We start from the raw sequence: 14,985 nt of genomic DNA, 5'->3' as shown, positions 1-14,985 counted from the left end.
TATTCCTCTGAAAGGCCCGCCGGTAGCGGGCTTTATCATTTACAGAAAACAGCGGGCATAAAGAAAGGGTGCAGCCTTATCGGGTGCACCCTCGTGATCTTTTACAGGATATGCGGAAAGATACTTATTGTTTTATAAATCTGCTCACCAAAGTGGTTTTATTATTGATCAGGATTTCCACATTGTACACGCCTGGCTTCAGGTCGCTTACTGGTACCTGTTGTACCTGAACAGATTGTTGTTGCTGGAAGCTGATCCTGCGGATCAGACTGCCGCTGGAATTGTAGATCTTCAGCTGCGCGTTGCCGCTCTCTTTGCTGGTAGTTTCCACATTGATCATGCTCACAGCAGGATTCGGATATACTTTCAGTTTATCAGCGGTGGCGCCGGTTTCTTTCACTTCAGCAGCAACTGCCATCAATTGTGTTTCTGTGTTCACAGATTGCACAGCAGTTTTTGCAACAGATGAAACGATCACCAGTACTGTATCTGCGCGGGGAACCCAGTCCTTGCCCCATACCATCAGCTCGAAGCTGTAGATGCCTTCCACCAGATTGGAGATGGGCGTGATCACAGCAGCAGGATTGCCGATGGAGAATTGTGAAGGTCCACTGATCTTTCTCCATTTGTATTCCCTGATCTGACCCAGCGGGTCTTTGGAGGCAGATCCGTTCAGTGATGCGCTGTTGGCCGGCAGTGTGATAGCGATATCCGGACCGGCATTGGCCAGGCCTGCTTTTGCATCACCTGTATTACCGGTGGAAGATCTTACGATCACCTGTACTGTATCTGCACGTGGCACCCAGTTATGGCCCCATACCATTAACTCGAATGCATAAACGCCGGCAGTAAGTCCGGTTACCGATGTAACAGGAGCAGCAGGGTTAACGATGGTGGAAGAAGCAGGTCCGCTGATCTTTCTCCATTTGTATTCCTTGATCACACCGGCCGGATCTGAAGAGGCAGAGCCATTCAACGTAGCCGTGCTGGCTGGTGTTGCAATGGTAATATCTGCGCCTGCATTGGCTTTCACTACATCACCAGTGCCCGGATTGCCACCGCTACCCTGGTTCACCGTAACCTTCACCGTGTCTGCACGTGGTTCCCAGTTGTGGTTCCACACCATCAGTTCAAAGGTATAGCTACCTGCCGCCAGGTTGTTCACGGCAGTAACAGCAGCCTTTGGATTGGCAATGGTGTACTGCGTAGGACCTGTAAGCTTTCTCCATTGGTACTGCTTGATCACGTTGCCCGTTGGATTCACGGAGGCAGATCCGTTCAGCGTGGTGCTGTTGGTTGGCAGGGTAATAGTGACGTCGGCACCAGCGTTTGCAACCACGGGTTTATCAGGAGATGTTACCGGTGCGTCTTTCACAGTAATATAGACTGTATCTGATTTCGGTTGCCATGAATTGCTCCAGGCAGTGAATTTGAATCCGTATGTTCCTGCAGCAAGATTGCTCACAGTGGTGGATTGCACTTTGCTGTTGGCGATCGTGAATTGTGCAGGTCCGCTGATCTTCACCCATTCAAACTGCTGCAATGGTCCGGCAGGATCACTGGAGTTGGATCCGTCCAGCGTTGCACTGTTGGCGGGCAGCGTGATGGTCCTGTCTGCACCGGCATCAACGATCCAGGCTGTTGGCTTGTCGTCTGCCTTGCTCACTGTTACAGTAATATCATCTGTAGCGGTAGCTCCTTTATTATCGGTCACTTTCAGTCTGAATACATATATGCCTTCAGTAAGACCGCTCACAGCAGTGGATGCGCTGTTGGGTGCTGCGATAGTACCGGCTGCGGGGCCACTAACTTTAGTCCAGTTGTAAGCAGTGATGCTGCCATCGGGATCGGAAGAAGTGGAGCCGTTGAGTGTAATGCTGTTGGCCGGAGCCTTGATGGTGATATCGTTTCCGGCACGCGCAACAGGATTTTGGTTACCGCCGGCAGGGCCGTCTGTAACGGTGATGGTTACCTGCGCGGTGGTCCAGTCTGCACGATCATCCACCACTTTCACTTCATATACATAAGTACCAGCCTGTGTGAGGTTGGTAACAGTAGTAACACCATTGGTAGAAACTGGCGTACTGATAGTGCCGAAGGATGGCCCTGATACTTTACTCCAGATGAAGCGGAGCAGCTTGCCATCCTTATCGGTGGAAGCTCCTGCATTGAGGGTTACCTGGGCAGTGCCGGTAGTGATGGATTGATTGCCGCCTGCATTGGCAACGGGACGAACGTTCACGGGCAGGCTCTTGTTCTGCGCCAGGAACCATTCGTAAATATTGGGATTGTTGTATTCATATTTGGTATTGTACACGCGTGTCCAGATCCAGTGATCTCCGTTTGGCCAGAGTGTGAAGTAGGGCTTCACGGCAGGATTGAGGGCGTTGATCGACTGGATAGCACCCTTGGTACAGGTAGCAGGAGCAGAGCTCTTGTCATCTTCCGCGTGGAAAGCCCAGATGGGGAGGTTTGCATTGGTCATGTTAGACCAGGTGGCATTGGTACAGGCGCCGCAGGAAATGCCGATGGCAGCGAGCTTTTTGGCGTTGGCGAGTGATGTACCTGCGTATTGCCAGGTGCCACCGCCGCCCATGCTCAATCCTGTAAGGATAATGCGGTTTGGATCGATGCGAAGGTTTTTGGTAGCGTAATCGATCAGATCATCTACATACCAGTTCTGCCACCAGCCGTATTTTGAATTCAGCTGCGGCGTGAGCACAATGAAGGATTCGGTTTTGCCATTCCAGGTGAAGGTCATGGTGCTGCCTTCGTCGATCTCGCGTGGAAGCCCGTTCCAGCAGGCATTCTTGAGTTGTGTGGTGCCATCACCTTTTTCTCCCGCACCATGGAGGAAGATGATCAGTGGGTGCGTCTTGGTGTCCTTGTTGTAATCAGGAGGTAAGAATTGGTAGAACCCAATGTACTCGCCATTCTTCGCTGTGATACCCTTGGGCTCGTGTTGTGCTGCAGCGGACATCGTAATCAGGATGCCCAGCAGACAGAGTAAAAAGTTTCTCATAGAAAATTAAAAGTGTTTCCCGTAAAAAAAAATAGTTTCCTGGTACGATCATTTTGCAATGATCATAGTCAATAGCAGCAATGCTTTCAAGCATTTCATGCTATCGCTTTGCAGACCTGTAAAAATTCGAATAGATAAGGAGTATGGGCAAAACCGGTTTCTTATAAAGGTCACATCATCCCCAAGGCACTTCAAGGCGGGAGCTAAAACGACTTTTACTGTTCGGACTAACCGGGCTTAAATAGGGAAAGATTTTCAGTCTCAAAAGTGCGCAATTACTATACCAAGATGTGTAAGCTCAGCAACATTTTTACCACGGTTGAGTAAAACAGCATGCAGTTATTACAAGTAAACGCCCTGAATGCAAGTAAGCGAACGTGTTAGCAAAAAAAGTTTTTTTTCGAATCGTAAAAGTCAGTACAGGCAAGGGTTTGCGAAGACAACAAAAAATCAGGCATAATTGGTAGGCAAGAAAGCATTCGTGTAGTGCAATTGTTCGCAGTAAAAAATTAGAAACAAAACTTTGCAGACAATGTAGTTGATTTTTGACGCGCTTCACTATTTGTCTTAAATCAAAAAATCACCCGCGAAAAAGGAGAGCGACTGGTGGCACTGCTGAGTAAATCCTTCACATTTATCGAGTGATACCAATCGCTCGCCTCCCGGCGGGTGATCTCTATTTCAATGCTCCTGCAAGATAGCTGTTCCGGAGCGCTTTTAAACTGTTTCGTCTATTGCTTCACAAATTTACTAACCATCTTCTTCTTATTGGCAAGATTCAGGTGTAAATAATATACGCCCGGCGCCAGGTAAACAACGGATACTTCCTGGATCACTACAGACTGGGACCTCGGTATCAGGAAACTCTTCACCACATGCCCGTTCATGTCTATAATGGAGGCGATGGCATCTCCTTCAGTATCGCTGATACAACGGATCTTCATCTGCCCCCTGGTTGGGTTAGGGTAGAGCGCCAGTTCTTCTGTATACTTGAAATTGTTTACCACAGCCACTTTGATAGTGTCTTTACCTGTTGCTCCCTTATTATCTGTTACCACCAGCTCAAACAGATACACGCCGGTTGTCAGGCCGGAAACGGTAGTGGCAACGCTGCCGGGTGTTGAAAGAATCGCTTCCCCCGGCCCTTCGATCTGGATCCATCTGGCCGAAGTGATCACGCCATCAGGATCAAAGGAAGCTGTACCATCGAGTATCGCTGTATTGGCAGGCACTGCAATGGTAGTGTCCTTGCCAGCCATTGCCACAGGAGCTTTGTTGGGTGCATTGATCACTGTAACCTTCACGGTGTCTTTGTCGATACCTCCCCTGTTGTCTGTAACAACCAGCTCAAAGGCATGCACACCAACTAATGCACCAAGAACATTGGCCACCTTGGTTTGTGCATTGTTGATGGTAACGGTTCCGGGCCCGCTGATGCGGCTCCATTTCCAGGTAGTGATCTCGCCGTCCTGGTCGGAAGATGCGCTGCCATTGAGTTGTATCAAAGGTGCAGGCAGCGTTACCGTGAAGTCTGTACCTGCATTGGCGAGCGGTAATTTATTCACAGCCTGCTTCACTGTTACTTTTACAATGTCTTTTGAAATGAGGCCGCCTTCATCGGTCACCTGCAGCTGGAACTGGTATGTTCCTTCTGCCAATCCGTTCACCACTGTTTTTGCAGCAGCTGGCGTAGCGAAAGAATATGGCGTAGGACCACTCACATAAGTCCAGAGATAAGCGAGCGGTTTGTTCTCAGGATCGGTTGAGCCGCTTCCATTGAGGGTTGTAGTGGAAACAGGCAGGGTGATTGTGATGTCTGTTCCGGCATTGGCAGTTGGCGCCTGGTTCGGCGGATTGTTCACAATCACGTTCACTGTGTCCTTATCGATACCAGCCCTGTTATCAGTGACCACCAGTTCAAACTGATATGTACCTGCAATCACACCGGTTACTGTAGCCAGCTTGGTGGTGCTGTTTGTGATGGTTGCCACATTGGGCCCTTTGATGAGATTCCACTTCCAGGCAGTGATGGTACCATCGTTATCGGTTGATGAACCGCCATTCAACTGGATTGCAGGGTTGGGTAAGGTAACGCTGAAATCCGCGCCGGCATTGGCAATGGGCAGTTGATTGGGAGGCACAGGTTTAACGATCACTTTCACGATATCGCTTGAACTCAATCCACCGGGATCTTTCACAAGCAGTCTGAATTCATAGGTTCCTTCCACCAGTCCATTCAAAGTGGTCTTTGCAGTATTGGTACTTGTAAACGAATAGGAGTTGGGACCACTCACGTAAGACCAGAGATAAGTGAGCGTTTTGCCTTCAGGATCGGAAGACAAACTTCCATCCAGGCTGGCCGTTTGAACAGGCAGGGTAATGGTAACATCGGTTCCGGCATTGGCAACCGGTGGTTTGTTGGGATCGGGATTCACCACTACTTTTATTTCATCCACAGATTTCAGTCCGCCAATATCGGTAACAGTGAGCTTGAATGTATAAGTACCAACAATAAGACCGGTAAGCGAAGTGCTGACCGTGTTCTTATTGGCGATAGTATAGGTAGCAGGACCATTAACCCATTCCCAGAGCCAGGTCAGCGTTTTTCCTTCCGGATCGGTAGAAGCGCTGCCGTCGAGTGTTGTTGAATTGGTGGGCAAAGTGATGGAAATATCATTGCCAGCATTGGCCACCGGAGCCTGATTGGGATCGGGGTTCACCACAATCGTTACCACATCCGAAGCTGTAAGACCTCCATTGTCGGTAACCGTTAGTCTGAATGTATATGTGCCAGCAACGAGCCCATTGAGGGTAGTGCTGGCCGCATTCTTATTCACGATATTGTAGGTCGATGGTCCGTTCACCCATTCCCATAGCCAGCTGGCGATACTGCCATCATCATCTTTACTGCCACTTCCATTCAGTGTGGTGGCGGCGGGCAATGTGATGTTTTGATCACTGCCTGCATCTGCTGTGGGCGCCTGATTATCGGGCGTCAGTACGGGATTAACGATCACTCTTACCTCATCGCTGGAGCTCAGTCCGTCTTCATCAGTAACAGTGAGTTTGAAAACATAACTGCCTTCCACGAGACCGCTCAGGTCAGTGCTTGCGCTTGCAGGATTATCGATATGATAAGTGGAAGGGCCGCTTACCCATGACCATGCAAAAGTCTTAATATTATTATCTGGATCGGAAGAGGCGCTACCATCCAGTGTGGTGGCGGATGCAGGCAATGTGATATTGCGGTCGGCACCGGCATTGGCCACTGGAGACTGATTTAGTTTGGGATTCACTTTCACGGTCACGATAGCAGAAGAGCTCAGTCCGTCAGCATCCGTAACAGTGAGTCTGAACTCGTAGGTGCCCTGAGTGAGATCTTTTACATCCGTTTGGGCTGCTGCGTCATTAACAATGGTTGGAGAAGCAGGACCACTTACCTGGATCCATTTGTAAGTTTTAATATTATTATCTGCATCTGTAGAGCCACTGCCATCGAGACGGACAGCAGATACAGGCAATGTGATCTCCTGGTCTGGGCCTGCATTGGCAACGGGCGCATATATTGGTTTGGCATTCACTTTTACCACCACGATATCTGAGGAGCTGAGGCCTGCTGCATCTTTTACGGTGAGTTGAAACTCGTAAGTGCCTTCCGTGAGATCATTCACATTGGTGGAAGCTGCTGCAGCATTGGCGAAAGTGTGTGCGTTTGGGCCGCTGATCTTTACCCATTCGTAAGACGAAATATTATTATCGGGATCGCTGGAGGAACTACCATCCAGCAAAGCTGTTTGTGTTGGCAGAGTGATCTCGCGGTCAGGACCGGCATTGGCTGCAGGAGCCTGATTGGGTCTGGGGTTCACGCGTACCACCACATTGTCTGAAGAACTAAGTCCACCGGCATCTGTAACAGTGAGTTTGAATTCGTAGGTGCCTTCCGTAAGATCATTCACAATGGTTGAAATGGAAGAACCCGTTGCGAAATTGTGCGAAGCCGGACCATTGACCTTTGTCCATTCATACTTTGTAATATTATTATCAGGGTCGCGGGTGGCGCTGCCATCGAGTGAAGCGGAATTGACGGGCAATGTGATCTCGCGGTCAGGACCTGCGCTGGCCACGGGTGGATTGTTCACTGGTGCGGGATCCTTGCTCACGATCACTTTCACAGTATCATTGGTGGAATTGTACCAGTTGTCCCAAACGCGCAGCTTGAATTCATAAGTGCCTTCAACAAGTCCGCTCACTGTAGTGGTCATGGCTGTTGCACTGGCAATATTATATTGTGACGGACCGCTCACGTAACTCCATTCATAGGCTTTGATCTCGCCATCCGGATCATAAGAGTCCCTGGCATCGAGTGTGGCGGTGCTGTTGGGTAAAGTGATACGAATGTCTGCCCCTGCTTTGGCAACGGGCAATACATTCGACGGGCTCACTTTTACAGTTACCTGTGCTTCCGCAGTAAGATTATTATTATCGGTAACGATGAGTTTGAAAACATAAGTGCCCAATGCAAGGTTGGTTACAGTTGGCGTGGAAGTGGCGCCATTGGTGAAACCCGCTGTGGTAGGGCCGCTCACCTGGCTCCATGCCCATTTGGTGATGGTGCCATCTGGGTCGTAAGATCCTTTGCCATTGAGTTGTGTGCTGGTGGCGGGATAGAAAACGGTGAACTCAGAACCGGCATCTGCAATGGGTTTCTTGGTACCGGGAGCGCCGGCCACCACATTCACGGTGATATTCTTTACAGTCCAGTCGGCACGATCATCGATCACTTTCACTTCATATACATAGGTGCCTTCAACCACCAGGCTGTTGACAGTGATCTTCCCGTCCAGCGAGAAGCCGGCACTGAGTGTGCCTCCGCCCGGGCCGGATATTCTTCTCCATGAATAACGGACGATCTTTCCATCGGCGTCTGTTGATTTGGAAGCATCCAGTACGGCAGATGCAATGGAAGAGGTGGTGGTAACATCCGGTGCATTGATCACCGGGCGTTTGTTGACAGGGAGACTTTTATTTTGTCCCAGGAACCATTCGTATAAGTTGGGATCCTGCTCGTTGTGTCCGGGATCATATACGCGGCCCCATATCCAGTGGTCGCCGGTTTCCCATGCTGTGAAATATGGTGCCACGGCGGGTTTGCAGGCATTGATAGCATCGATGGTGCCGGCAGTACAACTGAATGGAGCGGGGCTTTTATCGTCTTTTGCATGGAATGCCCATACAGGAAGATTGGCATTGGCGAGGTTACAGCGATCGATATTGGTGCAGGCGCCACAGGAAACACCGATGGCTGCGAACTTTTTTGCATTCTCCAGTGAAGCGCCGGCATAGGCCCAGGTACCGCCACCGCCCATACTCAGGCCGGTGAGGAAGATGCGGTTCTCATCCACACGATAGGTCTTCTGAACATACGCGAGCAGTTCATCCACATACCAGTTCTGCCACCAGCCGAACTCTGAATTCAACTGAGGGCTGATCACTATGAAGGATTCCGTTTTGCCATTCCAGGTGAATGTCATCGGATTTCCATCGGCAATCAACCGCGGAGGCGTGCCGCTCAACAAAACATTTTTCAGATCAGACCGGCCATTGCCCCGTTCTCCATGCCCATGCAGGAAGATGATAACGGGATACTTCAGTGAAGGATTGGCGGAATAGTTCGTGGGAACATATTCGTAAAAGCCAATCTCCTTACCGTTTTTAGCAGTAATCCAATTTTGCTTTTGTTGTGAAATACCAGAAAGGAAAAACATGAAGAGAGAAAGGAACAACAGCAGCTTCCTACGCATCAGTGTAGAGTTCTTCATAGAGGTGATTTTTCGGTATTAGGATATAATGGATTTGAAAAGGGAATTGCATGGCAATCCATACACAATAACCTTACCAAGTAACGAAATAATACGATGATACGATACATCAGAGCCACGGTTTTTTGACAGGTGAATTTGACAAAAATCAATCGTAGTTCTTCTAGTGTACAGAGGTGAGCGTGGGTGTAGTAAGCTTGCAAAGAAACAGCAAAACCAGGGCCATTTCACACCTGTGGGTATAAACTATGCCTAATGTGGAAAAAATTAATATTGACGAAACACTTGATGCGCCTGAGTTGCAGGGCTAATGGTTCGATTCCTGCGTATATGCTTTGGGGGTATGAAGGAACTCTTTTCTGCTCACTTTCATGCGGAAAATTGCACGTACAATACTCCACATCAATAGTGGAATATGCAGTAAAGCCCGCAGTGTTTTCCAGGAATAAAAGTTCCCGGGAATGGATATGACAAATGTCAAAAAATATAAAGCGGTCAATCCGGCCCACCAGATATAGGGTGGAAATAGGAATTGCGTACCACTGATCAGCTCCACCAGGAAGAGAAAAAAGAAGAAGCAGTAACTGATCAGGAAGACCAGTCGGGGAGGTGCGAAGTTGGCAAAAAGCTTATTCCAGTAATCCTTTGTCTTGGGGAGATGTCCTTGATTTTTGTCAAAGAAAAGTCGCAGGTGAATGATCTGCGATTCCAGCCAGCGCGTGCGTTGTCTTTCAAAAACCGCTTTGCTGCTCACTTTCTCATCCAATACATATGCATCATCGATGAATTCGATGCAGATATCTGCCTTCATCGTTTCAAAATCCACTTCACGGTCGCAGGCGGGATTGCCCAGGATGCCTGGTTTATTGTAGATGGCTTTGAGCTTGCTGAACTCGAAGGCCATGCCGGATCCGATGGTATTGCTGCTGAAGCCGAGTGCCCGTTGGCCGCGGCGGAAGATATGGTTGTTGATCTCTTCGCTCATGGCGTCCAGCACGGCTACAGGTGTATTGCGGTTTTTGGCAATGCGATGGCACTGTACTGCCCTGAAACCCTTGTGGAAAGCGGCATTCACCTTTTCCAGGGTGCCGGGCATCATAATGTTGTCTGCATCGATGATGATAGCGATCTCGTATTCATTCTCCGGAACATGGTTCAGCAGCGCATTGAGGGAGCGGGCCTTGCTGCTCATCTCGAATTGCACTTCCTTTAGACAGATGCGGTAAGTAAGCAGTTCTGCAATGGTTTCCGGCTGCAGCTGGTCTGCCGCTACAAAGATTGTGAAGCGGTCGGCAGGGTAATCATGTTCAAGCGCCTTCTTCACGGTATTGATGATGATATGGTCTTCCTTATAAGTAGGGATCAGCACCGCGATCTTCTTCTTATCGGGATGCGGCAGATATTTCGGGGAACGGTACAATTTGCCGGCCACTGCTGCTGTGAAGAAGTAGAGGGTATTGATGGCGAGATACACGAAAAGTATCCCAAAAACGATATGGAGTAGCGTGAGTAACATGCTAAGTTTTAGAGTAACTGGATGAATACAGGTTCCAAACGGCCCCTTTCAAAAAATATTTCAGGTGCGTGAATTGTTTTTTGATGGCAAACCCGATCACGCTTTTGGGTAAGGTAAAGAATGCAAAGAAAGCGCTGAATGCCAGGAGTTGCAACGGGCCTGCATTCCGGCGCATGTAAAGGATACGGTTGCGCGTGTGGTAATACACTTTCATGGGGTTGGCCTTTCCAACGCTGAGCGATTCCTTGTGATAGATCTTTGCATCAGCTGTGTACCATATTTTGTATCCTGCTTTGAGGATGCGTGCGCTCCAGTCCCATTCTTCGTAGTAGAGAAAGAATTTTTCGGGGAACATGCCTACGCGTTCGGTCAGTTCCCTTTTCACCATCATGGCACAACCGTGAGCGCCATGGGTGGGGCGGGATTGGTTATACTGTCCTCTATCTTCTTCCCAGATGCCTACACTGCTGGTGCGCCCGGTGAGTTTGCCCATGGGATTGAATCCCGCATATTGTATAACGTTAGGTTGGTCGAAGTACATGATGCGGGGGCAGGTAACGCCGATGGATTCATCCTGTTGAAAGGGTTGGAGCAACTGGTGGATAAGGTCAGGCGTCATTTCTGTATCATTGTTCACGATGAAGAAGTAATCGCCTCCTGCCTGTCTCATGCCCCAGTTGTTGCCACCGGCGAAGCCAAGGTTCTCTTTTCTGAGCAGGAGCCTGGTATTGGGATAATTGCCAGCGAGGATCTGTTCGGTTGGGTCAACATCGGAATCCATATCACACACGAGGATCTCGTAGTTGGAATAACGCAAACGCTTAGCCGATTCCAGGAAGTCGCAGGTAACGGCGGTCTGGTTATAGTTGAGTGTGATGATGGATACGAAAGGCTCTTGCCCTGTTGACATATCAGCTTTCTTTTTGTGGGGTTTCGGTGCAGGGATGGAACCCTGAGAATGCAGTAGCGGGGTACATGACCCCGCTACACTCTATAAAGCAATGCTACGCATTTGAACTTTGCATCAATGCTGCGGGCGTGTTGGCCATGATCCACATATCGTACAGGAAGCTGTAGCGTTCTGCGTAATCACAATCCAGCGCGATCCTTTCAGACACTGACATATCTTTCTTACCTCTTTTCTTCACCTGCCAGAGGCCGGTGATACCCGCGGGCGCCATGAATCTTTTGGCCCACTCATCGGTTGTGAGGGAAGCGGCTTCGTATAAGGGTAAGGGTCTGTTGCCTACCAGGCTCATATCGCCTTTCAGTACATTGAGCAGCTGGGGAAGTTCATCCAGGCTGGTTTTGCGAAGGAGGTTCCCGATGCGTGTGATACGTGGATCATTGTCCACTTTGAAGAATACGGGACCTTCCTGTGCTGCATCGTACTGGTTGAGATGGCTCATGGCGGCAACTTTTTTGTCGGCGCCAACTTCCATGGTGCGGAATTTAAAGAAATCGAAGATCTTGTATCCGCGGCCTGCTCTTTTGGAAATATAGAAGATGGGGCCTCTGGATTCCAGTCTGATGGCAGCCATGATCAGGAGCAGCAATGGGCTTACAGTCAGCAGGATGGTAGAAGAAACGATGATGTCGAAACTTCTTTTGATAACAGTGGGCCTGTCTTTATGATCGTGTAAAGACATTTCCAGTGAAAAGCTTTTGTCCAGGAGGAATTGCTGTTTCACTTTTTTGAGGAAGCCGATCTTGCGGATGAGAGAGCTCCTGTTCTGTTCGTTCAGTACGAGGATCTCATCAATGAAGGGGCATTCCTTGGCGCGTTTGATCACTTCTTCAGTGAGGCCGCTTACTTCGGCAATAACGGGCACTCCTTTGAGGAGGCTGTCAGTGGCGAGGAATTGCTGCAGTTCACGGAAATCAGTAGACGCTGAAATTTCCAGGATGATCACATCCGGAATGAAAATATTTTTGGAATGATGAAGCAGTCGTTTGAGCATGGAACGTGCATTGCTCACCGATTCGGCAGCATAACCGCTTTCGAATGTCCGGATCAGACTGTCGATGTTGGCCGCTTTCTTTCCTATGTAAAAAAACTCCAGCTTGTTGTTGGTGTTGCTGGCTGTTGGTTGTTCGGCAGCAATGCTGGAATTAATGGAATAGTGCTTGTAAATCCTCCTTGCTGTCTTTTCCCCGGGTAAAAATGTCAGTTCCATAAAGTAAGGTTGAAGGTTAAGTTTTTCCTGATTTTCTTACTCAATACTTATTCTGCATGCGCAACGCGTGCAGGGGTCTTTTGGCCATTAAGCAATCGATTCGCTACGTCCATCAGGTCAACGGGATTAAAGGGCTTTGTGAAATATGCGGAAACTCCGTATTGTTCACACTGGGCTTTTACTTTCTCTTTGTCAAGCGATGAAAGCACAATCATGGGAATGTCTTTGTAAATACCACTCGTGGATAATTGTTCTACCATTTCCCAATCTTGCATATCTGGAAGCTGTGCGTCGAGAATGATCAGGCCTGGAAGGTTTCTTTTGGATAACCAATACATAGCAGAACATCCGTCTGGTGCAGTCACAACCTGGTAATGTTTTCCGAGTACAGTTTGCAATAAAAAACGTATTGCCTTGCTGTCGTCAATTGCGAGTATTAAATTTTTCATTAACAGAAAAAATTAAGTTTGAAAAAATCGCAATTTTTCAAAAGGCATAAGCTTGGACGATAATCGGCTTACAGAGGTATTGGGAAACTACTGTTGTTATATCTGAACAGGCGCAGAGCCGTACTTCAAAAGGTATGGCTTTAAGGATGGTATGTGGATTAACCGATCGGACGATCAGCTGTGAGGAATTTCAATGGATTCGTGGTAGTGAGTATAAGCTTCGTTCAATTGGCATTAGCTTCATTAGCTTGCTCTCCAAAGGATAGTGAACCAGGTGGGAGGTTACATTTCGGAGGTAAAAGTAACAACTAAAATCAATAAACCAAGCATCAACTATTATTATATTTCGATTCGCCAGCAAAAATCAATATTTACCCTGACATGAAAAATACCCTTTTGGTGGTATATTGAATTTGATAATTATCAAGCGTGGGATTGGCTCCTGGCGGCCTTTTCCCACAATACCGTTTGTTTATTGCGGATAAAACGATTGAACCCGATAAACACAGATATATTCATGAAAAGAAAATAGAACGGAACATACACAGCCTTCAATCTGATATTCCTTGAAGCGAATATCCACCCCGTGATTCCTGTAACGTAGAACGCCCCCTGCAAAATCAATACCAGGGTAAAAAATGGAGAAGGTGCCATCACAACTATAAGAATATTACTGATCAGCAACGTGATCAGGGCAATGGGACAGAGCGTCCAGCGCAGGATCCGGTGTGAAATGAATTGAAAAGACACTACGGGATATTTGAAAACATTGAACAGGTCTTTCAACAGCACCATCGCCTGGAATGCACCGGCGCAGATCCTTACCTTTCTTTTCATCTCTTCCTTAATGGATGCAGAAGGAGCTTCAGCTGCGTAGGCATCGGGCTCGTATCGCAGCACATACCCGTTCACACAGAGTTTCAGCGATTGCACAAAGTCTTCGATGATGGTGCCCTCAGGCGCGGATTCGAACAGTTCACGACGTACGGAGAACAGTTCGCCAGCCGCTCCAACGGTGGTGTAGAGGTCGGAGTCCAGCTTTTTCAACACACCTTCATATTTCCAGTACAGTCCTTCCCCTGCAGCAGCAGCAGCGTCTGCGGTATTTTGCCAGATGCGTTTTTCCCCGGCTACTCCACCTACTTTGGGGTCAGCATAATGCCGCACGATATTGCGGATGCATTCTTTATTAAGCAGGGTATTGGCATCGCAGAACACAACAATGGGAGCTTTCACCTGGTGGATTGCACGGTTCATAGCAGCCACTTTTCCACGCCGTTCCGGTTGATGCAACAACTGTATCTTATTGTATTTTCGTATAATATCTGGCGTTAGGTCGTTGGAGCCATCCGTGATGAAAACCAGTTCCAGCTTATGTTCCGGATAATCTAACTCCAACGAGTTAGCGATTTTCCTCTCTATGAAATCCTGCTCATTGTAAGCAGCCACCACCAGTGCAACATGTGGCAGCGAGTCCTCATCTGTAAACAGGGGAGCAGGTTTTTTCCACAGTTTTTTTATGCGGACCAGTATCCAGACCAGGATGCCGTAGCCCACATAGCTATAGAAAATAAGCGCAATGCTGAACCAGAAAATAAAATTGATAATTGTCAGGATCATAGTTAAGAATAGCCCTTCACATGATATGAATTGGTACAGAATGGATGCTTAGAGATGAATCTGTTCTGCAAAAAAAGCAATTATTTGACATAATTGAAAAAAATACCCGGAAGTGGTTATTGTCGGAGGTTTGCATGTTAATTAATTTCGCACTTTAGAAAATTATATTATTTTTGACCCTACTACGAAAGCCTCTCTTCCAGATATCCCTCGGATTACCTTGCTTGTGATTACCTCATTATTCTGCGAGAAAACCACCACAATATCTCCTCCAATATGCCTTTCTGAGTCTTTAACTTAACGAAGTCCCGGAAAACATATCCTCATTGTCAAACCGCTTTTACAGCAATTAGATTAACGTTTACAAATAACGCTTAACTGC

Annotated in this window: 7 protein-coding genes; all 7 read right to left on the bottom strand. The window is 48.1% G+C overall.

The genetic code is table 11. The features are described 5' to 3' along the window. Nucleotides 1-124 precede the first annotated feature (124 nt). The 7 genes from FSB84_RS03355 to FSB84_RS03325 all read right to left on the bottom strand — a co-directional run bounded on the left by FSB84_RS03355 (nucleotide 125) and on the right by FSB84_RS03325 (nucleotide 14,603). Nucleotides 125-3,022: a PKD domain-containing protein gene (locus tag FSB84_RS03355; RefSeq protein ID WP_130542907.1), complete on the bottom strand. Its 2,898-nt coding sequence runs from the start codon at nucleotides 3,020-3,022 to the stop codon at nucleotides 125-127. A gap of 731 nt (nucleotides 3,023-3,753) precedes the next feature. Further along, on the bottom strand, nucleotides 3,754-8,841 hold the full coding sequence (locus tag FSB84_RS03350; RefSeq protein ID WP_130542908.1) for a PKD domain-containing protein: 5,088 nt from the start codon (nucleotides 8,839-8,841) through the stop codon (nucleotides 3,754-3,756). Between the two features lie 307 nt (nucleotides 8,842-9,148). Beyond that, nucleotides 9,149-10,357, bottom strand: coding sequence for a glycosyltransferase (locus FSB84_RS03345; RefSeq protein ID WP_130542909.1), 1,209 nt, complete (start codon nucleotides 10,355-10,357; stop codon nucleotides 9,149-9,151). Between the two features lies 1 nt (nucleotide 10,358). Next, nucleotides 10,359-11,267 (bottom strand): glycosyltransferase family 2 protein, encoded by a 909-nt coding sequence (locus tag FSB84_RS03340; RefSeq protein ID WP_130542910.1) that lies wholly within the window; start codon nucleotides 11,265-11,267, stop codon nucleotides 10,359-10,361. A 94-nt stretch (nucleotides 11,268-11,361) separates the two neighbouring features. Beyond that, nucleotides 11,362-12,534 carry a sugar transferase gene (locus FSB84_RS03335; RefSeq protein ID WP_225979970.1) on the bottom strand — a complete coding sequence of 391 codons (1,173 nt, stop codon included), beginning with the start codon at nucleotides 12,532-12,534 and terminating at the stop codon, nucleotides 11,362-11,364. 47 nt (nucleotides 12,535-12,581) lie between these two features. Beyond that, nucleotides 12,582-12,983 (bottom strand): response regulator, encoded by a 402-nt coding sequence (locus FSB84_RS03330; protein ID WP_130542911.1) that lies wholly within the window; start codon nucleotides 12,981-12,983, stop codon nucleotides 12,582-12,584. Nucleotides 12,984-13,406: 423 nt separating this feature from the next. Further along, a complete protein-coding gene (locus tag FSB84_RS03325) occupies nucleotides 13,407-14,603 on the bottom strand; it encodes a glycosyltransferase family 2 protein (RefSeq protein ID WP_192909896.1) in 1,197 nt (398 codons plus the stop codon). Between the last annotated feature and the right edge of the window lie 382 nt (nucleotides 14,604-14,985).

It is taken from the genome of Pseudobacter ginsenosidimutans (assembly GCF_007970185.1).
Classification (GTDB): domain Bacteria; phylum Bacteroidota; class Bacteroidia; order Chitinophagales; family Chitinophagaceae; genus Pseudobacter; species Pseudobacter ginsenosidimutans.
The sequence above is the reverse complement of the archived record's forward strand: the minus strand, read 5'-3'. Positions and strand labels throughout refer to the sequence as shown.